Raw genomic sequence first — 22,852 nt, 5'->3', positions numbered from 1 at the left:
AGACATACTTTGCAACAACCATGTTCCGCAAGCAGACATTTGGGTAGGTGTCTTCTGAAGCGGCCCTATCGGGGGCTTGCCCCCGATAGCGGCCTGACAAGCGACTCAATAATCGAAGAACACCGTTTCCTTATCGGTCCCCTGCAGGATCACATTCCACTGATATACCCCCGCCCCATCCGGCTGGGCAATCAAGGTGCCCCGCCGCTCTGCCGGCACACAGGCCAGCAACGGGTCATCGCCATTCAACGCTTCCCCGTCGAAGTAAATCCGCGTGAGCAGGTGCTTGACCAAGCCACGCGCAAACACCAGCACCACCAAATGCGGCGCCTGGGTCGTGCCTTGAAGGCCCGGCACGCTGCCCGGCTTGATCGTGGTAAACCGGAAGCGCCCTTCGGCGTCCACCGGCACGCGGCCAAAGCCTTCGAAGTTCGGGTCGACGGCTTTGTCCTGCTCGTCCTCGGGGTGGTCGTATTTGCCGGCGGCATTGGCCTGCCAGACTTCGAGCATGGCGTCGTTGACCGCATCACCGTTGCCGTCCACCACTTGCCCACTGATCGCCACGCGCTCACCGAGGGTGGCGGCGCTGGTCAGGTCTTCGCGGTTCAGCCAGGTCAGGCCGATGTGGTAATACGGCCCTACGGTATGGGACGTGGTTGCGTAAAGACTCATCTCATTTCTCCATCGGCGTGGCGTCGCGGCCGCGCAGGACGATGTCCCAGCGGTAGCCGAGGGCATAGGAAGGAATGGTTTTCTCCAGGTCGAAACGCGCGATCAGGCGTTCCTTGGCGCTGGTATCAGGCACACAGTTGTAGATCGGGTCGTATTCCAGCAACGGGTCGCCGGGGAAATACATCTGCGTCACCAGGCGCGTCAGCACGCTGGGGCCGAACAGTGAAAAGTGGATGTGCGCCGGGCGCCACGCGTTGTGGTGGTTGCCCCACGGGTAGGCGCCGGGCTTGATGGTCTGGAACTGGTACCAGCCGTCGGCGTCGGTGACGGTGCGCCCGGTGCCGGTGAAGTTCGGGTCCAGCGGCGCGTTATGCAAGTCGCGTTTATGGTTGTAGCGTCCGGCGGCGTTGGCCTGCCAGATCTCCACCAGAATGCCCGGCACCGGCAGGCCGTTTTCATCCAGCACCCGGCCGTGGATGATGATGCGCTCGCCCTGAGGCTCGCCTTCATGCTGGGCGGTAAGGTCGTTGTCCTGCGCATTGATCCGCTCGGCGCCGATGGTCGGGCCGGTGATTTCCGACAGGGAATGGGGCAAAAACACCAAGGGCTGAGACGGCGAACGCAGGTTCGTCGACTGGTAGGCCGGGTGCAGGTAATCAGGTTGGGTGCCCGCTTGCGGGCGCCGGTAACCGGGCTTGTCACTCATGGAGCAATCCTCTCTTATTAGACGCGTTCAATCGCCAGGGCCAGGCCTTGGCCGACGCCCACACACATGGTCGCCAGGCCTTTGCGGCCGCCGGTTTTTTCCAACTGATGCAGGGCCGTCAGTACCAGCCGCGCTCCGCTCATGCCCAACGGGTGGCCAAGGGCGATGGCGCCACCGTTCGGGTTGACCTGCGGCGCGTCGTCGGCGATGCCCAGCTCACGCAGCACCGCCAGGCCTTGGCTGGCGAAGGCTTCGTTGAGCTCGATCACGTCAAAATCGGTGACGGCCAGGCCCAGGCGCTCGACCAACTTGCGCACTGCCGGCACCGGGCCAATGCCCATCACGCGCGGCGCGACACCGGCGCTGGCCATGCCCAATACCCTGGCGCGGGCGGTAAGGCCATGTTTTTTGACCGCTTCGGCCGAGGCCAGAATCAGCGCGGCGGCGCCATCATTGACACCCGACGCGTTGCCGGCGGTGACGGTCTTGTCCGGGCCGTTGACCGGCTTGAGTTTGGCCAGGGCGTCGAGGGTGGTGTCACGCGGATGCTCATCGCGCTCCACCACGGTTTCGCCTTTTTTATGCGCAACCCGCACCGGCACGATTTCTTCGGCAAAGTAGCCGGCGGCCTGCGCGGCAGCGGTACGTTGCTGGCTACGCAGGGCGAAAGCGTCCTGGTCGGCGCGCGACACGTTGTAATCGTCGGCCACGTTATCGGCGGTCTGCGGCATCGCATCTACGCCGTACTGGGCTTTCATCAACGGGTTGATAAAGCGCCAGCCGATGGTGGTGTCCTCCAGCTTCATGGTGCGCGAGAACGCCGCGTCGGCCTTGCCCATCACGAACGGCGCACGGGACATCGACTCGACGCCGCCGGCAATCGCCAGCTCCATCTCGCCGCTGGCGATGGCACGGAAGGCAGTACCGATGGCGTCCATGCCCGAGGCGCACAAACGATTGAGGGTCACGCCCGGAATACTCTCCGGCAGGCCCGCGAGCAACAGCGCCATGCGGGCGACGTTGCGGTTGTCTTCGCCGGCCTGGTTGGCGCAGCCGAGGAACACCTCGTCCACCGCCGTCCAATCCACCGACGGGTTGCGCTCCATCAGCGCCTTGATCGGCAGGGCGGCCAGGTCGTCGGCACGCACCGTGGCCAGCCCCCCGCCGAAACGGCCGATGGGGGTGCGGATGGCATCACAGATAAATACGTCGCGCATCAGGCTTCTCCTGGCGCTTGGCCATGGGCGGCGGCGGTGCGCGCTTCGAGGTCACGCAGGGCCGTGAGTTCTAGCTCGGTGGGTTCGGCGGTGGTATCAACCTGGTCGGCAAACCGAATCGCCCAACCGGTGGCCGCCACGACTTGTTCGCGGGTCACGCCCGGGTGCAGCGCGGTGACCACAAACTCATGGGTGCCCTCCTCCGGCTCCATGATGCACAGGTCGGTAATAATCCCGACAGGACCGGCTCCCGGCAGGCCCAGGCGCTTGCGTGAATCGCCGCCTTCGCCGTGGCCTACGGAGGTAATGAAATCCAGCTTGTCGACAAACGAACGCGAAGACTGCTTGAGTATGATCAGTACGCTCTTGGCCGAGCCGGCGATCTCGGGCGCGCCACCGGCACCCGGCAGGCGCACTTTGGGCCGGTGATAGTCACCGACCACGGTGGTGTTGATGTTGCCGAAACGATCAACCTGGGCCGCGCCGAGAAACCCCACGTCAATGCGCCCGCCCTGCAGCCAGTAGCGAAAAATCTCACCGGTCGGCACCACGGTGTCGGCGGTTTCCGCCAGCTCGCCGTCACCGATGGACAGCGGCAGTACCGAAGGCTTGGCGCCAATCGGGCCGGACTCGTAGATCAGCACCACATCGGGCGACGACGTCAGGCGCGCCAGGTTGGCCGCTTTCGACGGCAAGCCGATACCCACGAAGCACACCGAACCGTTCTTCAGGCGGCGCGCGGCGGCGACGGTCATCATTTCATTGGTCGAGTAAGCCATTAGTTGGCCTCCTGCGCGGTGGCCAGTTTGGCCTGGAATTCACTGAAGTCGGCAGTGCCGTGGATGTATTCGTCAATCCATGCGGTAAAGGTCCCACGGTCGCGGGCAATCGGGTCCCACGCCTGGTAGAAGCGGTTATCGCGTTCGTTGTAACCGTGAGCGTAGGACGGGTGTGCGCCACCGGGTACATGGCATACCGCGGTCAGGGCCCAGGTGGGCAGGACGCAGCTGTTCATCGGGGCATTCAGGTCGTCGACGATTTCTTCCACGGTGACGATGCAACGCTTGGCCGCCAGGGCCGCTTCCTTCTGCACACCGAGGATGCCCCAGAGCAGCACGTTGCCCTTGCGGTCGGCCTTCTGTGCATGGATCACGGTGATGTCCGGGCGTACCGACGGGACCGCTGCCAGCACTTCGCCGGTAAATGGGCAGGTCACGCTTTTGATCAGCGGGTTGACCTTGGGCAGGTCGGAACCGGCGTAGGCCCGCAGCACCGCGAACGGCAGGCCGGACGCGCCGGCGACGTAGGCGTTGGCCAGGTCGGCATGGCTGTGTTCTTCGATCTCCAGCGGCAGCGGCCATTGCTTTTCAACCGCGTCACGCAGCCGGTGCAGGGACCCCACGCCGGGGTTGCCGCCCCAGGAAAAAATCAACTTGCGTGCACAACCGGCGCCAATCAACTGGTCGTAAACCAGGTCAGGCGTCATACGCACCAGCGTCAGGTCTTTCTTGCGCTGACGAATGATTTCGTGGCCTGCGGCAGTAGGGATCAGATGGGTAAAACCTTCGAGGGCGACGGTATCGCCGTCGTTCACGAAGCGCTTGACCGCATCACGCAGGGTGAGAATTTCAGCCATGGGGTTGGGCTCCCGGTGTTGATCGAAAAAGGCGCTGAGGTGGCGCCGAACAGCTTGAAGATTAAGCCGGCCCCTTAGGCCAAACAATCCGATAATCGACTAACCGTTCGATTATCGAACCGATTGTTGGCAAGCTATCAATCAACCTCAGGTCGCATCCGCGTGGCTGACCATGCCCTTGATGACCACTGCGGCAGTCGCCAAGGCAGCCGGGATCACCAACGCCGTGAGTACCTGCTCGAAGTTCCAGCCCAGACCCAGCAGGGTCGCGCCCATCCAGGCACCGAGAATCGCGCCGAAACGTCCGATACCGAGCATCCACGACACGCCGGTGGCGCGGCCTTGGGTCGGGTAGAAGCGTGCTGCCAGGGACGGCATCGCCGATTGCGCACCGTTGACACACATCCCGGCAACCAGCACCAGGGTGGCCAGCAGCGTGATGTTGCCCAGGCTCTGCCCGACCGCGTAGGCAAACACCCCGGCCAGCAGGTAGAAGGTGCCGATGACCTTGTGGGGATTGAAGCGGTCCATCGCCCAACCCACGCCGACCGCGCTCAACACCCCGCCGAACTGGAACAACGCGCCGATAAACGCGGCCTGTTCCATGCTCGCGCCGCTGTCACGCATCAGGGTCGGCAGCCAGCTGGTGAGCAGGTAAACAATCACCAGGCCCATAAAGTAGGTGAGCCACAGCAACAAGGTGCCGGCGCTGTAGGTGCCGGCGAAAATCACCGCCAGCACATTGCGGGCCTTTACGGTTTTTTGCTCGGGCACGCTGAAATGGGTGGCTTGACCCACGATATGGGGCTCGATGGGTGACAGTGTTTTGCGCACCTTGTCTGCGCCGCGATTGCGCACCACCAGGTAACGCGCCGATTCCGGCAACCACACCAGCAGCACCACGGCCAGAATCAACGGCAGGATGCCACCGATCAGCAACAGGCTGTGCCAGCCGAACGCTGGTATCAGCTTGGCCGAGATAAACCCACCACCGGCCATGCCCAGGTTGAACCCGCAGAACATGCTGGTGACCAGCAGCGACTTGTGGCGCTCAGGGGTGTATTCGGACAGCAGCGTGGTGGCGTTGGGCATCCCCGCCCCCAGGCCCAGCCCGGTGAGGAAGCGCAGCACCAGCAGTTGATCGACGTTGCTGCTGTAGGCCGACGCCAGGCTGAACGCGCCAAACACCAGCACCGCGCCCACCAGCACCACCTTGCGGCCGAAGCGGTCGGCCAGCGGGCCGGAACCCAGCGCGCCAAACACCATGCCGATCAACGCGGCGCTCATCACCGGCCCGAGGCTGGCGCGGTCGATGCCCCAATCCTGAGACAGCGCAGGCGCGATAAAGCCCATGGCGGCGGTGTCGAGGCCATCGAGGAACACAATCAGGAAACACAGAATCACCACGCGCCACTGATAGCGTGACAGTGGCTGGGCGTTGATAAAGGACTGTACGTCCAGGGTGGAACCGACAGAAGGCTGATTCATTATTTTTATTCCACACCGATGGCGGGCCGACCACCTGGGGTCGTCATTATTATTGGGGGCACTGGCAAGAGCGCTGCCGCACATTAATAAGCCTGGGGAAACACCGTCAATTGATCACGCCGGGATCTGTGCGGTCACCGAACACCTTAGGCAAACAGCTGCGCGCTCAACTCACGGCTGGCACTGAGCATGCTCGGCAGGAAGCGCTGTTCCAGCTCGCTGCGGCTGACCCGTCCGGCGTGGGTGCTGACATTGAGCGCCGCCAGCACTTGGCCAGACGCGTCATACACCGGTACGGCAATCGAACGCAGGCCCTGTTCCAGTTCCTGGTCGACGATACACCAGCCCTGCTGACGCACTTGTTGCAGGCACTCGAACAGCGCTTCGGGGGTGGTCAGGGTGCGGCTGGTCTTGGTGGGCAGATCGGCGTGGTCGAGGTAGTCCTGCAGTGACGCGTCATCCAGCGCCGCGAGCAGGATGCGCCCCATGGAGGTGCAATAGGCCGGCAACCGCCCTCCCACTGACAGGTCGACCGAAATCAGGCGCTGGGTCGTGGCCGAACGAGCGATGTAGAGAATGTCATCACCTTCGAGGGTGGCCATGTTGCAGGCTTCGTGAAGCTGCTCGCTCATGCGGTCCAGATAAGGTTGCGCCGACACCGCCAGCGGCGTGGACGACAGGTAGGCATGGCCCAGGGTCAGGACCTTGGGCAACAGCGAATAGGTACGCCCGTCGGTGGTGGCGTAGCCGAGTTTGATCAGGGTGTGCAGGCAACGGCGTACGGCGGCGCGTGGGATTTCGGTGCGATGGCTGATCTGGGCGATGGTCAGGTGGCGCTTGCGTTCTTGAAAAGCCTGCACCACGGCCAGGCCACGGGCCAGGGAAGTCATAAAGTCCGGATCACCCGTGAAAGCCTGGATGCGCTTGGCTGGCGATGCAACGATCGGCGGCGCCACTGACGCGAAAGAGTTGCGCAATTGATCGTTCATGTGGGGGTCCTATTCTCTTATTGTCAACCACTGGAGGGATGGGGCTGCTATTACAAGCCGCGTCGGCCGCGATGCACAAGGCAGCGCCAAGAACATTGGGCGATTATCGGACGATCCGGCGATTATCGCAATTTGGCTGCCGCCCATGGGCTACGAGCGAGAAAACCGCGTAAACCCACCGCAGCGTTAAGGAGAAGTTGTTAACTCTGACCACTTTATACAATCTACGACGCCAGAACGCCTGCAAACTACCCACGCGTTGGTGTAATAAAACGCTCATACAACGTTGACGCTTTTTAACTTTATGCCGATAGTGTTATTCAAATGCGCCGCTATAATGCACCCTGTGCGCGGGTCACCCTTTATCGGGGCCCACGTTCGCCAGGCCATGCACATGCAGTGCATCGGCGGTTGCAACTACCCGCCTCGAAAGGCTGCCGACACCCAGTAATTTCGCCTCATTCAAAGTTGAACACCCACGGTTCAACTTTGGACAACGCGAAGGTGCCAGTCAGGCATAACGTTGCACTGTAATTACACTCAACTCAATTAGGTAACAATGTGACGAAAGATGAACTGCGCGCGGAACTTGAGCGCCAGGAGCAACGTTACAAGGACGTTTACGGCGGGGAAGTCACCACCTACGCCGCCCAGCCTGAACCTGAGCGCAAACCATGGCGCAAACGCGCCAGCTTGCTCGACCAGGCATTTGCCCAGGAAATCCAAAAGATTGAACAGGAACTCAAAGCCGAAGAGCCATAAGCGCTTCGGTTTGAGCCCAGGGCCGGCCTCGGCTGCTCGCCATGCCGGCAGCCGGCAATCCCGCGCCCTTAATCACCTGTAAAATTTCTTACAAATATTTCAGACATGACGTTTTGATGACAAAACCCTGCCTTTTCGCCCCGGCGCGTTATAAATCAAAGGCTTGCCAAAGCCCCGAAAAGCCTGGGACAGCCCGCTTCTACCCGGTTTTTTTCACTGAAGATTGTTACCGATGAGCAGCTAGTGCATCGATTACCGAGGTTTTCTGGCATAATCGCGCCCCCTTACGACCGGGTCAGAAAACCTTCATGATCGATTTATTCAGCGGACTGGATGCTTGGGTTCTCGTGAGCCTGTTGCTCGCCCTGGCCTTTGTCCTCGCCTTCGAGTTCATCAATGGCTTTCATGACACCGCTAACGCGGTGGCCACAGTCATCTATACCAAAGCCATGCCGCCGCATCTGGCCGTGTTCTTCTCCGGGGTGTTCAACTTCCTCGGCGTGTTGCTCGGTGGTGTCGGTGTCGCCTACGCCATCGTGCACTTGCTGCCGGTTGAGTTGCTGATCAACGTGAACACCGGCCACGGTCTGGCCATGGTCTTCTCGTTGTTGGCAGCGGCGATCACCTGGAACCTGGGCACGTGGTACTTCGGTATCCCCGCTTCCAGCTCCCACACGCTGATCGGCTCAATCCTCGGTGTCGGCCTCGCCAACGCCCTGATCAACGATATCCCCTTGGCTGACGGTGTGAACTGGCAGAAGGCTATTGATATCGGCGCCTCCCTGGTGTTCTCGCCGATGGCCGGCTTCCTGGTCGCAGCCCTGGTGCTGATCGGCCTGAAGTGGTGGCGCCCGCTGTCGAAAATGCACAAGACGCCGGACCAGCGCCGCAAGCTCGACGACAAGAAGCACCCGCCGTTCTGGAACCGCCTGGTGCTGGTGATCTCCGCCATGGCCGTCAGCTTCGTGCACGGCTCCAACGATGGCCAGAAAGGTATCGGCCTGATCATGCTGGTGCTGATCGGTATCGTGCCGGCCCAGTTCGTACTCGACCTGGGCAGCACCACCTACCAGATCGAACGTACCCGCGACGCCACCGTGCATTTGAGCCAGTTCTACCAGCGCAATAACGCCACGCTCGGCGAATTCCTGGCACTGGGTAAAAGCGTGAAGGATGACCTGCCGGGCAAGTTCCAGTGCAACCCGCAGCAGACCGAGCCGACCATCAATGCGCTCGTCAGCACGTTAAAGGGTGTCTCCGACTACCACTCGTTGACCTCCGACCAGCGTATCGAAGTGCGCCGCTACCTGCTCTGCCTGGATGACACCGCGAAGAAAGTCGGCAAGCTGCCGGGCCTGGAAGCGCGTGAGAAGGCTGACCTGGACAAGCTGCGCAAAGACCTGACCGCCACCACCGAGTACGCACCGTTCTGGGTGATCCTTGCGGTAGCACTGGCCCTGGGCCTGGGCACCATGGTGGGTTGGAAGCGCGTGGTCCTGACCATCGGCGAGAAGATCGGCAAGCAGGGCATGACCTATGCCCAGGGCATGTCGGCGCAAATCACCACCGCGACGATGATTGGTTTTGCCAACATCTTCGCCCTGCCGGTATCCACCACCCACGTACTGTCTTCCGGCGTGGCCGGTACCATGGTTGCCAACAAAAGCGGCCTGCAAGGCGGCACGGTCAAGACCATCCTGATGGCTTGGGTGTTGACGCTGCCGGCAACCGTTGGCCTGTCGGCCGGGTTGTTCTGGTTGGCATCAAAGGCGCTCGGCAGCTAATAGTCCGCTGCAATAAAAAAAGGTGCGATCCGCAAGGGTCGCACCTTTTTTATTGCGTGTTTCAAACGCACCATTGTCCAACTGCGGGAGCCCGCGCCCCGCTTCATGTATCAAATAACAGGCAAAAAAAAGGCGACCGAAGTCGCCCAAAATGCCTTGCGTGCTCATGTAACCCGGAAAAACCTATGGTTTTTTACGCTTGTTCGCGTCTTTCCAGATAAAAAATCCAAACCCTACAAAAAACAGCACCATGAGGCTTACAGTCAGCACTCCGGCGAATACCACATTATCGATAAACATGACCGGCCTCCTGTGCTTGCCCTGTTGCGATAGGGCTAAGTTAATGGAGAAGGCGGGTTGGAAAATTGACGAGGATCAATGTCGCCCACAACAGGGCGTAAAGAAGGGCAATAACTGACCTGCATCAATAGATGCAGGGGGGGGTTCAACGCTTTTTAGGTTTGTTTTTTGATTTTTTCTTGGCTTTCCCTAAGGGCATCGCCTGCTCAAACGCTTGGCGAACTTCATTCAGGCGCTTGTCATTGAGGTCATGAACTCGCTTGGCGCGTTCGGCACTCAGGTCAATCAACTTGTCGTCTTCACTCATGGCTTGGCTTACGTCGTGGCGGGAATGGCCCAATAATGCGGCCTCTCCCGCCTGACGGCAAATCAGCGCAAGACAAAAGGCAGGCCCTCGCCCAAAATCGACATTCTCGACCCGACCCAGGAAGCCCATTCAGGTGGCACTGCACAAAGACCTTCCGCCGTTGCTGGCCCTGCGCGCCTTTGAGGCGGTGGCCCGGCACTTGAGCTTTATCAAGGCGGCGGATGAGTTGTCGGTGACCCAGAGTGCCCTCAGCCATCAGGTACACAAGCTTGAGCAATACTTGGGCAAATCGATGTTTGTACGACGCACCCGCGCCATCGACCTGACCGCCGATGGCCAGCAGTACTACAACGAAATCCGTCCCGCCCTCGACATCATCGCTGCCGCGACCCGCGCGCAACGGGTAGCCCCCGGCACCACGGTGTTGCGCATCGGCCTGCTGGCGTCCTTCGCCACGCTGTGGCTGGCCCCGCGCCTGGCCGGGTTTCTCAGCCGCTACCCGCACATCCAGGTGGAACTGCTCCCGGCGATTCAACTGGCCAACGTTGCCGCTGCGCACGTCGACCTCGCCATTCGTTACGGCAAAGGCGGTTGGCCCGATGTAAAGGCCACGCGACTGATGCCGGAAGTGATCTCACCGGTGTGCAGCCCCGCGTTCAAGGCCAGCCGACCGCACAACGCACCGCTGTTGATGGCCACCTCGCACAGGCCGTTCGAGTGGACGGATTGGTCCCGGCATTATCAAGTCGACCTGCAACTCCACCCCCGCGTGATGCTGCACGACTACAACATCGTGGTCGAAGCCGCCGTGGCCGGCCAAGGCATTGCCATGGGGCGTCACCGCCTGATCGAGCGCCGGCTCCAGGACGGCAGCCTGGTCGAGGCTTTCGACTGGCCGCCCTACCACAGCGACATCGGCTACTGGCTGATCAGCCCTCAAGGCGCCACCAACGAAGCGGCCGACTGCTTTGGCCAGTGGTTGAAACAAGCCTGCGGCGATGCTTGAGTTATTTCGATACGTCGAGTGAGTTCTATCCGTTTGTCGCCGCCTCCCGAGCACCACATGCTCGCGCCTTTAGAACCCGAAGGATTGAGATCATGAGCGACTCCCTGCGCCTGGGCGTGTTTATCGCCAGCAGCGCCGATTTCCAGCGCCAAGGTATGGTGGCCAACGGTGCGTCGAACCTATTGGTCAATGTCCTCGGTGAAAAGGGCCGCCATGTGCGCACGGCGGTGGGTGTTTGCAGCCTGCCGGCCGGCGTAGCGGTGGAGGTTGACGCGATTTTCGAGCTGCGCCCATGAGCCCGCTCGACGTGCGGCAATTGCGGGCCGCCACCCCCGGCTGCCAATCGGGCATCGTGCACTTCAACCATGCCGGAGCCTCCCTACCGAGCCAGGCAACCCTCGATGCCATCATCGATCAACTGCAACGCGAAGCCCGCGACGGCCCCATGGAGGCGGGTGAACAGGGCGCCGTGCTGATGGAAAACGCCCGCAGTGCCGCCGCGCAATTGCTCAACGCACCCACCCGCGCGGTAGCCTTCGCCGGCAGCGGTTCGGCCGCCTGGAATATGGCGTTCCAGGCCTTGGGCCCCTGGCAGCCGGGCGACCGTATTCTGGTGGGCCGTCATGAATGGGGCGGCAACCTGGCAAGCATGCAGTTGGCCGTGCAGGCGGGCGCGCGCGTGGAAGTGATCCCCTGCGATGAAACCGGCGCGGCCTGCCCGCTGGCGCTGGCGTCAATGATCGACGCGCACGTAAAGCTGATCGACCTCACCTGGCTGCCGGCCAACAGCGGCCTGATCAACCCCGCGCAGGCCATCGGCGAAGTGGCCAGGCGCCATGCCATCCCCTATTTCATCGACGCCGGCCAAGCCGTGGGCCAAGTGCCCGTGGATGTGCAGGCGCTGCATTGCGATGTGCTCAAGTCAGCCGGTCGCAAACACCTGCGCGGGCCTCGGGGCACAGCATTGCTGTACGTACGCCCGGATTTCCTGCAGCGGTTGAACCCTGCTCAGCGCGACGTATTTTCGGCACCCTGGAGCCCCCAGGGGTTCGACCTGCGCGACGACGCCCGGCGTTTTGAAACCAGTGAGGTGTCTTTCGCCTTGTTGGCGGGGTTGGGCAATGCACTGCAGGAGATGAATCGATTGGGGATTGAGCGCGTGTGGGAACACGTCTCCCGAACCAGCGCGCGAATCCGCGCAGCACTGTGTGAGATTCCGGGCATTTGCCTGCATGACCTGGGCGCGAAGCAATCCGGCTTGATCGCGTTCAACCTCGCAGGTTGGGACGCCTTTGAACTGAAGCGACAATTGGGTTTGAAGCGGATCAATATCGGTGCCAACGGCGTGGCCTACACCCCACTGGATATGCAGGCGCGCGGCCTGCCCAGCATTGCGCGAATCTCCGTCAGCCCCCTCAATAACGATCACGACATCGAACGGCTGATGGCTGGCCTGCGGGAACTGCGCGGTTAAACCTCGACGTCCACCCACAAGCCCTGGCGCGGTGCATCTTCGATCAGCGGCACCACGGGTACCGTGTTATCGGCGTTGAGCAGGTCGCCGGGGATCGCCAGGTGCTGGTCGGGGTCCGCGTCGGCTTCGCGCCGGCGTTTCTGTTGTTCCTGCTGGCGGCGCTGTTCTTCACGCAGCAAAAAGGTCGACTGCTCGGCATCGCCCTTTTTCAGGTCGATCGTGCTTTCGTTGGCGCCCGCTTGCACGGGGACCACCGGCGGGATATCCGGTTTCTGGCGGACCGGGTCGAGTTGTGACGTAACCGGCACAACGCTCACGGGCAGCATAGGTGGCAACATAATCTTTCTTCTCCTGATCAACAGGCTGTCGGCGCAACACAGGGCGACTTGAACACCCGTTCGCCAACCTGTGACCCAGTCGACACTCGCAAGTGCCCGCCACCTGTCGATTCACGGCTCGCCGCCGCCCTCAAACGGAGTAGTTTTTGTCAGAGTCCTTTGGCTGAGGACCTTGTTCCGTTAAGATAGTCGGCTTTTTCACGGCGGGAGTCAGGCAGCATGGCGCAGCAGTATCAACCGGGGCAACGCTGGATTAGTGACAGCGAAGCAGAGCTGGGGTTAGGCACCGTTCTGGCACAGGACGGCCGCTTGTTGACCGTGCTCTATCCGGCCACTGGCGACACTCGCCAGTATGCGCTACGGAATGCGCCCCTGACCCGCGTGAGGTTCTCGCCGGGCGACTCCATCACCCATTTCGAAGGCTGGAAAATGACCGTACAGGAAGTCGACGACGTCGACGGCTTGCTGGTCTACCACGGCCTCAACGGGCAGAACGAGCAGGTCACCCTGCCGGAAACCCAGCTCTCCAACTTCATCCAGTTCCGCCTGGCCAGCGACCGTCTGTTCGCCGGGCAGATCGACCCGCTGGCCTGGTTCTCGCTGCGCTACCACACTCTGGAGCACACCAGCCGCCAATTGCAGTCCTCGCTGTGGGGCCTGGGTGGCGTGCGTGCGCAACCTATTGCCCACCAACTGCACATCGCCCGCGAAGTGGCTGACCGCATCGCGCCACGGGTGTTGCTGGCCGACGAAGTGGGCCTGGGCAAGACCATCGAAGCCGGCCTGGTCATCCACCGCCAGTTGCTGTCGGGCCGCGCCAACCGTGTGTTGATCCTGGTACCGGAAAACCTGCAGCACCAATGGCTGGTGGAAATGCGCCGCCGCTTCAACCTGCAGGTTGCGTTGTTCGATGAAGAACGCTTTATCGAAAGCGATGCCGCCAACCCGTTCGAAGACACCCAGTTGGCCCTGGTGGCCCTGGAATGGCTGGTGGACGATGAGAAGGCCCAGGACGCGCTGTTCGCCGCCGGCTGGGACCTGCTGGTAGTCGACGAGGCCCACCACCTGGTCTGGCATGAAGAAAAGGCCAGCGCGGAATACGCACTGGTGGAGCAACTGGCCGAGGTGATTCCTGGCGTGCTGCTGCTCACCGCTACTCCGGAGCAACTGGGCCAGGACAGCCACTTCGCGCGCCTGCGCCTGTTGGATCCGAACCGTTTCCATGACCTGCAAGCCTTCCGCGCCGAAAGCGAAAACTATCGCCCGGTGGCCGAAGCCGTGCAGGAACTGCTCGACAAAGGCCGCCTGTCACCGGCGGCGCACAAGACCATCCAGGGTTTCCTCGGCAACGAAGGCGAAGCGCTGCTCAGCGCCGTCAACGATGGCGACACCGAAGCCGGTGCACGCCTGGTGCGTGAGCTGCTCGACCGCCACGGCACCGGCCGCGTGCTGTTCCGCAATACCCGCGCCGCCGTGCAAGGCTTCCCCGAGCGCAAGCTGCACGCCTACCCGCTGCCGAACCCGGACGAATACCTGGAACTGCCACTGGGCGAACACGCCGAGCTGTACCCGGAAGTCAGCTTCCAATCGCAGCCGGACATCGAGGAAGAAAACCGCTGGTGGCGCTTCGACCCACGGGTGGAGTGGCTGATCGACCAGCTGAAAATGCTCAAGCGCACCAAGGTGCTGGTGATCTGCGCCCACGCCGAAACCGCCATGGACCTGGAAGACGCCCTGCGCGTGCGTTCCGGCATCCCGGCCACGGTGTTCCACGAGGGCATGAACATCCTCGAACGCGACCGCGCGGCGGCCTACTTTGCCGATGAAGAATTCGGCGCCCAGGTGCTGATCTGCTCGGAAATCGGCAGCGAAGGTCGCAACTTCCAGTTCGCCCACCACTTGGTGCTGTTCGACCTGCCGTCGCACCCCGACCTGCTGGAACAGCGCATCGGCCGTCTGGACCGGATCGGCCAGAAGCATGTGATCGAATTGCACGTACCGTACCTGGAAACCAGCCCGCAAGAGCGCCTGTTCCAGTGGTACCACGAAGCGCTGAATGCGTTCCTCAACACCTGCCCGACCGGCAACGCCCTGCAGCATCAGTTTGGGCCACGCCTGTTGCCGCTGCTGGAAAGCGCCGACGACGGCGAGTGGCAAGCCCTGATCGACGAAGCCCGCGCCGAGCGTGAGCGCCTGGAGCAGGAACTGCACACTGGTCGCGACCGCCTGCTGGAGCTTAATTCCGGCGGCGCGGGTGAAGGCGATGCGCTGGTCGAAGACATCCTTGAGCAGGACGATCAGTTCGCCCTGCCGATCTATATGGAAACCCTGTTCGACGCGTTCGGCATCGACAGCGAAGACCACTCGGAAAATGCACTGATCCTCAAGCCGAGCGAAAAAATGCTCGACGCCAGCTTCCCCCTGGGCGACGACGAAGGCGTGACCATCACCTACGACCGTAACCAGGCGCTGTCACGCGAAGACATGCAGTTCATCACCTGGGAACACCCGATGGTGCAGGGCGGCATGGACCTGGTGTTGTCCGGCTCCATGGGCAACACCGCCGTGGCGCTGATCAAGAACAAGGCGCTCAAGCCGGGCACCGTATTGCTCGAACTGCTCTACGTCAGCGAAGTGGTTGCGCCGCGCTCGCTGCAACTGGGCCGCTACCTGCCGCCGGCTGCGCTGCGCTGCCTGCTGGACACCAACGGCAATGACCTTTCCGGCCGCGTCTCGTTCGAAACCTTGAACGACCAACTCGAAAGCGTGCCCCGCGCCAGCGCCAACAAGTTCGTACAGGCCCAACGCGATCAACTCACCCCGCGCATCAACGCCGGTGAAGAGAAGATCACCCCGCGCCACGCCGAACGCGTGGCCGAGGCCAAGCGCCGCCTGGCAGCGGACACCGACGAAGAGCTGGCACGCCTGAGCGCCTTGCAAGCGGTCAACCCGACCGTGCGTGACAGCGAACTGGTTGCCCTGCGCCACCAACGCGAGCAAGGCCTGGCCATGCTCGACAAGGCAGCGCTGCGACTGGAAGCGATTCGGGTGCTGGTGGCGGGTTGATCAGCATTTGAGTCAAAAAAAGGCCCGCAATGCGGGTCTTTTTATTGGCCTTGAGGGCCTCATCGGGAGCAAGCCCCCACATTTGACCGCGTATCCATGTGGGAGGGGGCTTGCTCCCGATAGCGTCACCACTGTCTCAGGCCGTAGCCACCGCAACCGGCACCTCAACCGCACTCAACCCCTCTTTCATCCGCTTGGCATCGCGCACAAAACTGCGCGAGGCCTGGAACAGAAACAGCATGGTCAAGAACAGCGCCACCGGGATCAGGTACATGGCGTCGTGCAGGCCCACCGCTTTATAAGCCTCGGTCATCTGTTCAGCCCCCGCTGCGTACATCGCCGAATGGGCAAAGTGATCGGACAAGCCGCCCACCACGATCGGCCCCATGCCGCCGCCGAGCAAATACAACCCGGCAAAGAACAACGCCATCGCGGTCGCCCGCAGGCGTGGCTCAACCACATCCTGGATGGCCGTGTACACGCAGGTATAGAAGTTGTAAGCGAACAACCAACCCACACTGAACAGAGCCACGAACACACCAATCTCGATGCGCCCGGCATGCAAGGCCCAAGCGGTGGTGACGGTGGAAATGATCAGGCTGAACGCGGCGAACAACAGCCGTCCATTGGCGATGCGTTGATGGATCTTGTCGGCAATCCAGCCGCCCAGGGTCAGGCCCACCAGGCCGGTCAAGCCGACGATGACGCCAGTGGCCACCGCCGCGTCCTGCAACGGCATGAGGAAATAACGTTGCAGCATCGGCACCAGAAACGAATTGCACGCATAGGTGGCGAAGTTAAAACACAGCCCCGCCAACACCAGCCAGAGGAAGGTCGGTACCGCCAGGACGCGGCGAATCGGGCGGTCGACGCGTTCCTGGGACACTTGCACGGTTTCGGCCGCACCGCGCTTGGGCTCCTTGATATAGAACATGAAGACCGCGAGGATCAGCCCCGGCACCGCGGCAATAAAGAACGGCGCACGCCAGCTGTCGAACGCCTTGACCATTGCGCCGATGGTGAAGAACGCCAACAACAGCCCCAGCGGCAGGCCCAGCATGAAAATCCCCATGGCCCGGGCCCGGCGGTGCGCCGGGAACAAATCGCCGATCAGCGAGTTGGCGGCCGGCGCATAACTGGCTTCGCCGATACCAATGCCCATGCGCACCAGCAAAAAACTCCAGAAACTGCCGACGAGCCCGTTGATCGCCGTCAGCCCGCTCCAGGCAAACAGGCCCCACCCCATCAGTTTGCTGCGCGAACCGGTGTCGGCCATGCGCCCCAGCGGCAACCCGGCGATGGCGTAGACGATGGTGAAGGCGGTGCCGATGATGCCGAGCTGGAAGTCGCTCAGGTGCCACTCCATGCGGATTGGCTCGATGATGATCGCGGGGATGGTGCGATCGAAGAAGTTGAACAGGTTGGCGAGGAACAGCAGGAACAGAATGCGCCAGGCATTCGCCGCTTGGGTCGAGTTCTGCATGGGTCCGTCTCTTTTATTGTTATGAGAGCTGCGATGCCCGATGCATCCTGCTCAGGTACCTGCAACATAGTCAGGCGCGCGACGGTTGTCTGTAATGATTCGTAAGGCTGATAGGGCGTAATTTCGCCCGTCGTTACGGGACTTTCCTGACAAAAATATATGTGTGTGCCCCCCTTCCTAATGGCCATGGCATGGATAGAATGGCGAGCCTTCCCGTCGTTCCCCTCCCTTACTTTTTATTGATGACGCCCATGTCCGAAGCCAGTCCGTGTCTGAGTTGCGGTGCCTGCTGTTCACACTTTCGTGTGTCTTTCTTCTGGGGCGAGTGCGCCTCATCGGGCGGCACCGTGCCCGATGACCTGGTGGTGCAGATCAACCCCACCCGCGTGGCGATGATCGGCACCGACCAAAAACCCGCACGATGCTGCAGCCTTGAGGGCGAAGTGGGCAAAGGCACGCGTTGCTCGATTTATGAGCAACGCGCAAGCCCTTGCCGAGAATTCGATGCATCGTGGAGCCAGGGTGAACACAACGTCGATTGCGATGCCGCGCGCGCCGCATTCGGCCTGCCGCCGCTGCAAGCCCCATTCGATTTGGACCTGCCCATCAGCGCTTAGCAGCGAACGCTATGGATGCGATGCCAAATTAGTTAAAAGCAAAGTGCCATTATCCGTGGAAAATCCCGCGCGGCTTCTATACTCGAGCCCATAGGTCACCGCCCTAGGCAGTGACGTGGGAGCTATGACGGGGCGTGCTATGGAATGGCTGGGGCTGATTTTTTTCACCGACCTTCCAGAAAACGGGCACTTATTGCTCAATTGCAGCCATAACCCTTTTCTGGTGCTGCTGGCTTATTTGGTCGCCTGCGCAGCTGGCTTCGGCACGCTGGACATGGCTGAGCGGGTCGGCCATGTCGAAGACCCCACCGCCCGTCGCCACTGGCGCTGGCTCGGTGCCAGCTGCCTGGCAGGCGGTATCTGGTCCACCCACTTCATCAGCATGCTGGCCTTCCAGGCGCCCATCGCCATTCATTACGAATTGATCACAACGTTCGCCTCGCTGGTCATCGCCCTGATCGCCTCGTTGTTCGCCATGCGCACCCTCAGCCATACGAACCTGCAGCTGCATCAATACCTGCTGGCATCGCTGTGGATGGGGCTGGGCATTGCCTTGATGCATTACGTCGGTATGTCGGCCATGCGCTCCCAGGCCCTGGTGTATTTTGAGACCGGGCGCTTCTTCGCCTCAGTGGTTATCGCCATTGGGGCCAGCCTGGCCGCGCTATTGTTGTCGAGCTACCTGCGCACCGGCGCGGGCATGTTTCATCAATTGCTCAAATACGCCGCCAGCCTGGTGTTGGGCGCGGGCATTCTGAGCATGCATTTCACCGGCATGGCCGCCATGCAGATGCTGGTGCCGGACGGGGCGGACCTATCATTGCCCCTGGCCGATAACCCCACGCAACTAGGCCTGTCGGTGGCGGTGATCACCCTGCTGGTGATCGGCAGCAGCATCAGCGCGGCCCTGGCGGACAAGAAGCTGCAACACAAGGAGCGCGACCTGCGTCGGGTCAATACGCTGCTCAGCGAACTGGACCAGGCCCGCGTCTCACTGCAACAGGTCGCGCATTACGACGCGCTGACCGATTTGCTCAATCGCCGAGGCTTCAACCAGATTTTTGCAGAGAAAATCGCGGAAAAAACCGTTTCAGGTGGCATGCTGGCGGTTATCTTCCTCGATATCGACCACTTCAAGCGTATCAACGACAGCCTCGGTCATGACGCCGGTGACCAACTGCTCACCGTACTGGCCGGCCATATCAAAGGCTCTGTGCGAAGCCATGCGGACGTAGTCGCACGGTTTGGCGGCGATGAATTCTGCATCCTGATCAGCATTCACCACCGCGACGAAGCCCGGCACCTGGCTCAACGCATTTTGCAAAAAATGAAAGAGCCGGTCGAACTGGCCGGCCGCCGCATGGTGATGACCACCAGTATTGGCATCAGCCTGTTTCCCGACGACGGCCAGACCTGCGAAGAACTGCTCAAAACCGCCGACATGGCGCTGTACCAGTCCAAAGACGCCGGGCGTAACAGCTTGCATTTCTTCAGCTCCAACCTGAAGACCCGGGCCTTCCTCGAGCTGCAATTGGAAGAAGAGCTGCGCAGTGCCCTGCACACCCAGAAACAACTGGTGCTGTTTTACCAACCGATCTTCGACATGCAACTGGGCAAGGTAACGCGCCTGGAAGCCTTAGTGCGCTGGCAGCACCCGCAGCATGGTTTGCTGGCCCCGGACCGCTTTATCGGCATCGCCGAAAGCAATGGGTTGATCGCTGAACTGGATCACTGGGTCCTGCGCCAGGCCTGTCATGACTTGAGCCTGCTCTCCGACAAGGGTTACACCGAACTGACGATGGCCATAAATTGCTCGGCCCTGAACCTGGCCCGTGATGAACTGGCGGACGAAATCGAAGATGCCCTGCGCTTCAGCGGGATCGCTGCAAACCGCCTGGAACTGGAAGTCACTGAAAACGCCCTGATGGGAAATATCAGCAGCACCCTCGCGTTGCTGCGCCAACTCCGCGCCCTGGGCGTGTCGCTGGCCATCGATGACTTTGGTACCGGTTACTCCTCGCTCGCCTACCTCAAGCGCCTTCCGCTCAACATGTTGAAGATCGATCGATCGTTTATCCAAGACATTCCCAAGTCGAGCGCTGACCTCGAGATCGTCCAGGCGATTATCGGCATCGCCCACACCCTGCACTTGCGGGTCGTGACCGAGGGCGTGGAAACCCAGGCCCAATTCGAGCTATTGCATGACCACGGCTGTGATTTCATTCAAGGCTATCTACTGAGCCCGGCGGTGCCCGTCAGTGACATCATTGGCGTAATGCAAGGCATCGACAGACACAACCCGCTTCGTTCGCTCGCTACGGCGGGTGCCCAAAAGGCGCGTTCGCCAAACGAGCCAGCCCCTGGTCGAAGCGGTGCTTTCATCGTCCGGCCAATACGCTGACGCCCAAACTTTGGCATTTCGCCATCAGTTAGCTAAAGATCGCCGACAAACGGCCGATTCATCAGAGTCCGGCCAGGTTTTCCTTGAGAACACAGGGACACGCCCGAACACGCCGGACAAGGACGCACTGCAAAGTCGCGAACACCCATTCCGTGATGGCCATTTGATTCTTTTCAGCCATCCGCCCAGGCACATGGCGCACAATGACTTCTAAAAATAACCCTGCCACCGTGGTATCCGACGTGTTGCCCACAGCTCCTGCGGACAAACCCTCAGGTTCAAAGTCATTGAGCACCACACGCCCGCTGGCCACCCAGCAGTACCTGTACTTCACCGAAACCAATACTGACCGCATCCTCGACAACCTCGACGGCCTGCGCGACATGGTGTTCCCGCGCCCGCCCCATCTTGAAGGCGACAGCGATCCGCGCAGCGAACAGGAATTTCCCTCGGTGTGCCTGATCGGCCTGGGCCGCTGCGGTTCCAACATTGCGCTGGACGTGGCGGAGTTGGTCTATAACGCGCGCAAGTTCTACCTGAACGAATTCAGTAACGAAGACAAACTTCAATTTAAAAAGACCCAGGGCTACAGCCCCACCCAGTGGATCCGCAATAACCTGCGCCTGGGCGGCGGCAAACCCAGCAAACCGGTGTTCCTGGTGGAGCCACTGGTGATGCTGGGCGACCTGGACAAAGACATTGCCGGGCGCATCCGCTTTTCGCGCAAGGGCGAAAAAAGCGGGTTCCTGCGCGACTACAGCAAGATGAAAATCATGGACCTCTCCGAAGTCCATGCCGGCGGCGCCGGTAACGCGCCGATCCTCGGCCAGTACCTGGCCAAGATCATCCTCAACAAAGACACCCAGCGCTTCTCCAGCCCCGACTGGAAGATGATCCACTCGTACCTGATCGACTCGTGCGGCATCAAGGCCAACCAGTCGCGCCTGTATTTTTCGATTTTCAGCGCCGGCGGCGGTACCGGCTCGGGCATGGCCTCGGAGTTCGGCCTGGCCCAGCAGCACTCGTACATGAACAAAACGTTCGACACCAAGCCCGCCGACGAGCACGACAGCAAGAGCGGCCACGCATTTGTGTTCGAGCCGATCTTTACCAGCGGCATCTGCGTGCTGCCGAATATTTCCGATCACCGCAGTGAAATGTCCGAGGCGCTGCACATCAACGCCGGGCGACTGCTGTGCAAGTACCTGTCGGAGGAATGGGACTTCTCGTACAACTTCGCCAATGAAGACAGCAGCGAAGCCAGCGTGAAAGGCCGTATCCGCCCGTGGAACGCGATGATGCTGATTTCCAACGACATCATGCGGTACGCCGAAGAGAGCGATGACGGCAACATCCAGAACATTGACGTCAATGCCATGGAAAAACACGCCAACCAGTACATCTCCCAACAGATCTTCAACATTCTCACCGCCCAGGCCGTGACCACCGACTACGACCAGAACTACTTCCGTCGCGCCGGCATCGACATCGGCGAAACCATCCGCCTGGATGCCAACGACCTGTTTATGAGCCTGGCGGGCCCGGTGGCAATTGCCTACGCCGAATCCGTCGTCCCGGAAACCCCGGCGCCGTCGAATGACAAGTTCAAAGTGTTCGAAAAAGAGCCGCAGCGCCTGAACATCGACGACCTGTTCTTCCGCTCCATCGACTTGCCGCACTTCAACAAGGTCACCCAAGCCATCGAAGGCATCAGCCTGTTGCCGATCGAATCCAAGCGTTACAAGGCGTCTCTGGAGCAGTACAAGAACTCCGGCTACGACGCGGCGGCGCTGCACGACCTGCACTTCTTCAAGAACTGCTCGTCGGTGGTGTCCATCGTCTCGCTGCCCAAGGACTACAAGCTGTCCTATATGGACCTGAACCGGCTCAAGACCCACCTCAACAGCCTGTTCCCCAACACCACGCTCAAACGTTACGCGCTGGTGATCGGCGCGTCGGCCAACCTTTCGCTGACCACCCTGATCGCCAAAAGCCCCTGCCTGTCGGATGATTTCCTGACGCTGATCGTGGCCTTTATCAAGCGCTGCTTCGCCCGTAACCCGTACCGCTTCGACGATACGCTGGACAACTCGATCCTGGACTTCATCATCCATGAGGACTTCGATGAAGACCGCATCGACGAGTTGCTCAACGAATTCGAGAACCCGGCCAAGATCCTCGACACCAACTGGTATGCGATCAAGCCGATGTATGAGAAGAAGTACCGCGAGCTTATCAACGACAAAGACAAGTTTGTGTCGATCAATGACATTCGCCTGTCACGCGATTGCGTGAAGAAGGCGATTAAGTACCTGCGCGAGATTTACCGTCATCGCATCGGCAAGACCAAGGTTATTTCGCTGAATAACCATACGGGCAAGACCGCTTAGACCAAGGCGCCCGTTCGCGAGCAAGCCCGCGCCCCTACCTGACCGCATGTGTGCTGAGATTCGGTCATGTGGGGGCGCGGGCTTGTTCGCGAACGGGCGCTAGACCCGGCAACTGATTTTCTCAGCCTGGAATACTTGGAAACAATTGCCCGCCGTCTCGGCCGCTCTTGTAACTGTTCCCGTGACGTTTACGTCACCCTGACCTGTGACCTTTCT

The 22,852-nt window shown here is 61.0% G+C and carries 19 protein-coding genes and 1 pseudogene; 9 read left to right on the top strand and 11 right to left on the bottom strand.

Annotation, left to right across the window (positions count from 1 at the left end; all coding sequences use genetic code 11):
- Positions 1–105 precede the first annotated feature (105 nt).
- From pcaG to pcaR, 7 genes are all read right to left on the bottom strand, one after another.
- Positions 106–672, bottom strand: coding sequence for a protocatechuate 3,4-dioxygenase subunit alpha (pcaG, locus tag KSS96_RS07640; protein ID WP_017530465.1), 567 nt, complete (start codon positions 670–672; stop codon positions 106–108).
- 1 nt (position 673) lies between these two features.
- Entirely contained in the window at positions 674–1,378 is a 705-nt protein-coding gene (gene pcaH / locus KSS96_RS07635) for a protocatechuate 3,4-dioxygenase subunit beta (protein ID WP_017530464.1), read from the bottom strand.
- A gap of 17 nt (positions 1,379–1,395) precedes the next feature.
- On the bottom strand, positions 1,396–2,598 hold the full coding sequence (pcaF, locus tag KSS96_RS07630) for a 3-oxoadipyl-CoA thiolase (RefSeq protein ID WP_175404187.1): 1,203 nt from the start codon (positions 2,596–2,598) through the stop codon (positions 1,396–1,398).
- A complete protein-coding gene (locus tag KSS96_RS07625; protein ID WP_017530462.1) occupies positions 2,595–3,374 on the bottom strand; it encodes a CoA-transferase subunit beta in 780 nt (259 codons plus the stop codon). Before KSS96_RS07625 ends, pcaF begins: the two co-directional genes overlap by 4 nt.
- Positions 3,374–4,231: a CoA transferase subunit A gene (locus KSS96_RS07620; RefSeq protein ID WP_135196483.1), complete on the bottom strand. Its 858-nt coding sequence runs from the start codon at positions 4,229–4,231 to the stop codon at positions 3,374–3,376. Before KSS96_RS07620 ends, KSS96_RS07625 begins: the two co-directional genes overlap by 1 nt.
- A 147-nt stretch (positions 4,232–4,378) precedes the next feature.
- A complete protein-coding gene (gene pcaK / locus KSS96_RS07615) occupies positions 4,379–5,719 on the bottom strand; it encodes a 4-hydroxybenzoate transporter PcaK (RefSeq protein ID WP_065877130.1) in 1,341 nt (446 codons plus the stop codon).
- Between the two features lie 146 nt (positions 5,720–5,865).
- The gene (gene pcaR, locus KSS96_RS07610) at positions 5,866–6,708 is read right to left on the bottom strand and encodes a pca regulon transcriptional regulator PcaR (protein WP_017530459.1); all 843 of its coding nucleotides are present in this window, start codon (positions 6,706–6,708) and stop codon (positions 5,866–5,868) included.
- A 561-nt stretch (positions 6,709–7,269) separates the two neighbouring features.
- Here pcaR and KSS96_RS07605 point away from each other — a divergent pair.
- Positions 7,270–7,470 (top strand): hypothetical protein, encoded by a 201-nt coding sequence (locus KSS96_RS07605; RefSeq protein ID WP_003172389.1) that lies wholly within the window; start codon positions 7,270–7,272, stop codon positions 7,468–7,470.
- Positions 7,471–7,778: 308 nt separating this feature from the next.
- The gene (locus KSS96_RS07600; RefSeq protein ID WP_017530458.1) at positions 7,779–9,254 is read left to right on the top strand and encodes an inorganic phosphate transporter; all 1,476 of its coding nucleotides are present in this window, start codon (positions 7,779–7,781) and stop codon (positions 9,252–9,254) included.
- Between the two features lie 183 nt (positions 9,255–9,437).
- On the opposite strand, the gene ccoM is transcribed toward KSS96_RS07600, so the two are convergent.
- Both ccoM and KSS96_RS07595 read right to left on the bottom strand, forming a co-directional pair.
- Positions 9,438–9,554 carry a cytochrome c oxidase subunit CcoM gene (gene ccoM / locus KSS96_RS28130; protein ID WP_017530457.1) on the bottom strand — a complete coding sequence of 39 codons (117 nt, stop codon included), beginning with the start codon at positions 9,552–9,554 and terminating at the stop codon, positions 9,438–9,440.
- Positions 9,555–9,699: 145 nt separating this feature from the next.
- A complete protein-coding gene (locus KSS96_RS07595; protein WP_135196484.1) occupies positions 9,700–9,990 on the bottom strand; it encodes a hypothetical protein in 291 nt (96 codons plus the stop codon).
- A 4-nt stretch (positions 9,991–9,994) separates the two neighbouring features.
- On the opposite strand from KSS96_RS07595, the gene KSS96_RS07590 reads away from it, so the two are divergent.
- From KSS96_RS07590 to KSS96_RS07580, 3 genes and pseudogenes are all read left to right on the top strand, one after another.
- Entirely contained in the window at positions 9,995–10,867 is an 873-nt protein-coding gene (locus KSS96_RS07590) for a LysR substrate-binding domain-containing protein (protein ID WP_217855957.1), read from the top strand.
- 104 nt (positions 10,868–10,971) lie between these two features.
- Positions 10,972–11,163, top strand: a pseudogene (locus KSS96_RS07585) (RidA family protein); the annotation flags it as partial.
- Positions 11,160–12,341 (top strand): aminotransferase class V-fold PLP-dependent enzyme, encoded by a 1,182-nt coding sequence (locus tag KSS96_RS07580; RefSeq protein WP_017530453.1) that lies wholly within the window; start codon positions 11,160–11,162, stop codon positions 12,339–12,341. The pseudogene KSS96_RS07585 and the gene KSS96_RS07580, both read left to right, overlap by 4 nt.
- Here the strand turns inward: KSS96_RS07580 and KSS96_RS07575 are convergent.
- Positions 12,338–12,679, bottom strand: coding sequence for a hypothetical protein (locus KSS96_RS07575; RefSeq protein ID WP_017530452.1), 342 nt, complete (start codon positions 12,677–12,679; stop codon positions 12,338–12,340). The genes KSS96_RS07580 and KSS96_RS07575 overlap by 4 nt on opposite strands.
- Before the next feature lie 219 nt (positions 12,680–12,898).
- Between KSS96_RS07575 and rapA the strand changes: the two genes are divergently transcribed.
- The gene (rapA, locus tag KSS96_RS07570) at positions 12,899–15,745 is read left to right on the top strand and encodes an RNA polymerase-associated protein RapA (protein ID WP_017530451.1); all 2,847 of its coding nucleotides are present in this window, start codon (positions 12,899–12,901) and stop codon (positions 15,743–15,745) included.
- A gap of 136 nt (positions 15,746–15,881) precedes the next feature.
- On the opposite strand, the gene KSS96_RS07565 is transcribed toward rapA, so the two are convergent.
- Positions 15,882–17,228 (bottom strand): spinster family MFS transporter, encoded by a 1,347-nt coding sequence (locus KSS96_RS07565; protein ID WP_017530450.1) that lies wholly within the window; start codon positions 17,226–17,228, stop codon positions 15,882–15,884.
- Positions 17,229–17,479: 251 nt separating this feature from the next.
- Between KSS96_RS07565 and KSS96_RS07560 the strand changes: the two genes are divergently transcribed.
- From KSS96_RS07560 to KSS96_RS07550, 3 genes are all read left to right on the top strand, one after another.
- Positions 17,480–17,845: a YkgJ family cysteine cluster protein gene (locus tag KSS96_RS07560; RefSeq protein WP_065877134.1), complete on the top strand. Its 366-nt coding sequence runs from the start codon at positions 17,480–17,482 to the stop codon at positions 17,843–17,845.
- Between the two features lie 139 nt (positions 17,846–17,984).
- Positions 17,985–20,246 (top strand): putative bifunctional diguanylate cyclase/phosphodiesterase, encoded by a 2,262-nt coding sequence (locus KSS96_RS07555; RefSeq protein WP_068935515.1) that lies wholly within the window; start codon positions 17,985–17,987, stop codon positions 20,244–20,246.
- Positions 20,247–20,449: 203 nt separating this feature from the next.
- On the top strand, positions 20,450–22,636 hold the full coding sequence (locus tag KSS96_RS07550) for a hypothetical protein (RefSeq protein WP_017530447.1): 2,187 nt from the start codon (positions 20,450–20,452) through the stop codon (positions 22,634–22,636).
- Positions 22,637–22,852: the final 216 nt, after the last annotated feature.

Source organism: Pseudomonas asgharzadehiana (assembly GCF_019139815.1).
Classification (GTDB): Bacteria; Pseudomonadota; Gammaproteobacteria; order Pseudomonadales; family Pseudomonadaceae; genus Aquipseudomonas; species Aquipseudomonas asgharzadehiana.
Note: the sequence above shows the minus strand (reverse complement) of the source record. Positions and strands in the feature narration are given on the sequence as shown.

Coding starts and splice junctions, on each gene's coding strand:
- pcaG (WP_017530465.1), bottom strand. CDS start 672: ATGAGTCTTTACGCAACCACGTCCCATACCGTAGGGCCGTATTACCAC.
- pcaH (WP_017530464.1), bottom strand. CDS start 1,378: ATGAGTGACAAGCCCGGTTACCGGCGCCCGCAAGCGGGCACCCAACCT.
- KSS96_RS07625 (WP_017530462.1), bottom strand. CDS start 3,374: ATGGCTTACTCGACCAATGAAATGATGACCGTCGCCGCCGCGCGCCGC.
- KSS96_RS07620 (WP_135196483.1), bottom strand. CDS start 4,231: ATGGCTGAAATTCTCACCCTGCGTGATGCGGTCAAGCGCTTCGTGAAC.
- pcaK (WP_065877130.1), bottom strand. CDS start 5,719: ATGAATCAGCCTTCTGTCGGTTCCACCCTGGACGTACAGTCCTTTATC.
- pcaR (WP_017530459.1), bottom strand. CDS start 6,708: ATGAACGATCAATTGCGCAACTCTTTCGCGTCAGTGGCGCCGCCGATC.
- KSS96_RS07600 (WP_017530458.1), top strand. CDS start 7,779: ATGATCGATTTATTCAGCGGACTGGATGCTTGGGTTCTCGTGAGCCTG.
- ccoM (WP_017530457.1), bottom strand. CDS start 9,554: ATGTTTATCGATAATGTGGTATTCGCCGGAGTGCTGACTGTAAGCCTC.
- KSS96_RS07595 (WP_135196484.1), bottom strand. CDS start 9,990: ATGGGCTTCCTGGGTCGGGTCGAGAATGTCGATTTTGGGCGAGGGCCT.
- KSS96_RS07580 (WP_017530453.1), top strand. CDS start 11,160: ATGAGCCCGCTCGACGTGCGGCAATTGCGGGCCGCCACCCCCGGCTGC.
- KSS96_RS07575 (WP_017530452.1), bottom strand. CDS start 12,679: ATGTTGCCACCTATGCTGCCCGTGAGCGTTGTGCCGGTTACGTCACAA.
- rapA (WP_017530451.1), top strand. CDS start 12,899: ATGGCGCAGCAGTATCAACCGGGGCAACGCTGGATTAGTGACAGCGAA.
- KSS96_RS07565 (WP_017530450.1), bottom strand. CDS start 17,228: ATGCAGAACTCGACCCAAGCGGCGAATGCCTGGCGCATTCTGTTCCTG.
- KSS96_RS07560 (WP_065877134.1), top strand. CDS start 17,480: ATGTCCGAAGCCAGTCCGTGTCTGAGTTGCGGTGCCTGCTGTTCACAC.
- KSS96_RS07555 (WP_068935515.1), top strand. CDS start 17,985: ATGGAATGGCTGGGGCTGATTTTTTTCACCGACCTTCCAGAAAACGGG.
- KSS96_RS07550 (WP_017530447.1), top strand. CDS start 20,450: ATGACTTCTAAAAATAACCCTGCCACCGTGGTATCCGACGTGTTGCCC.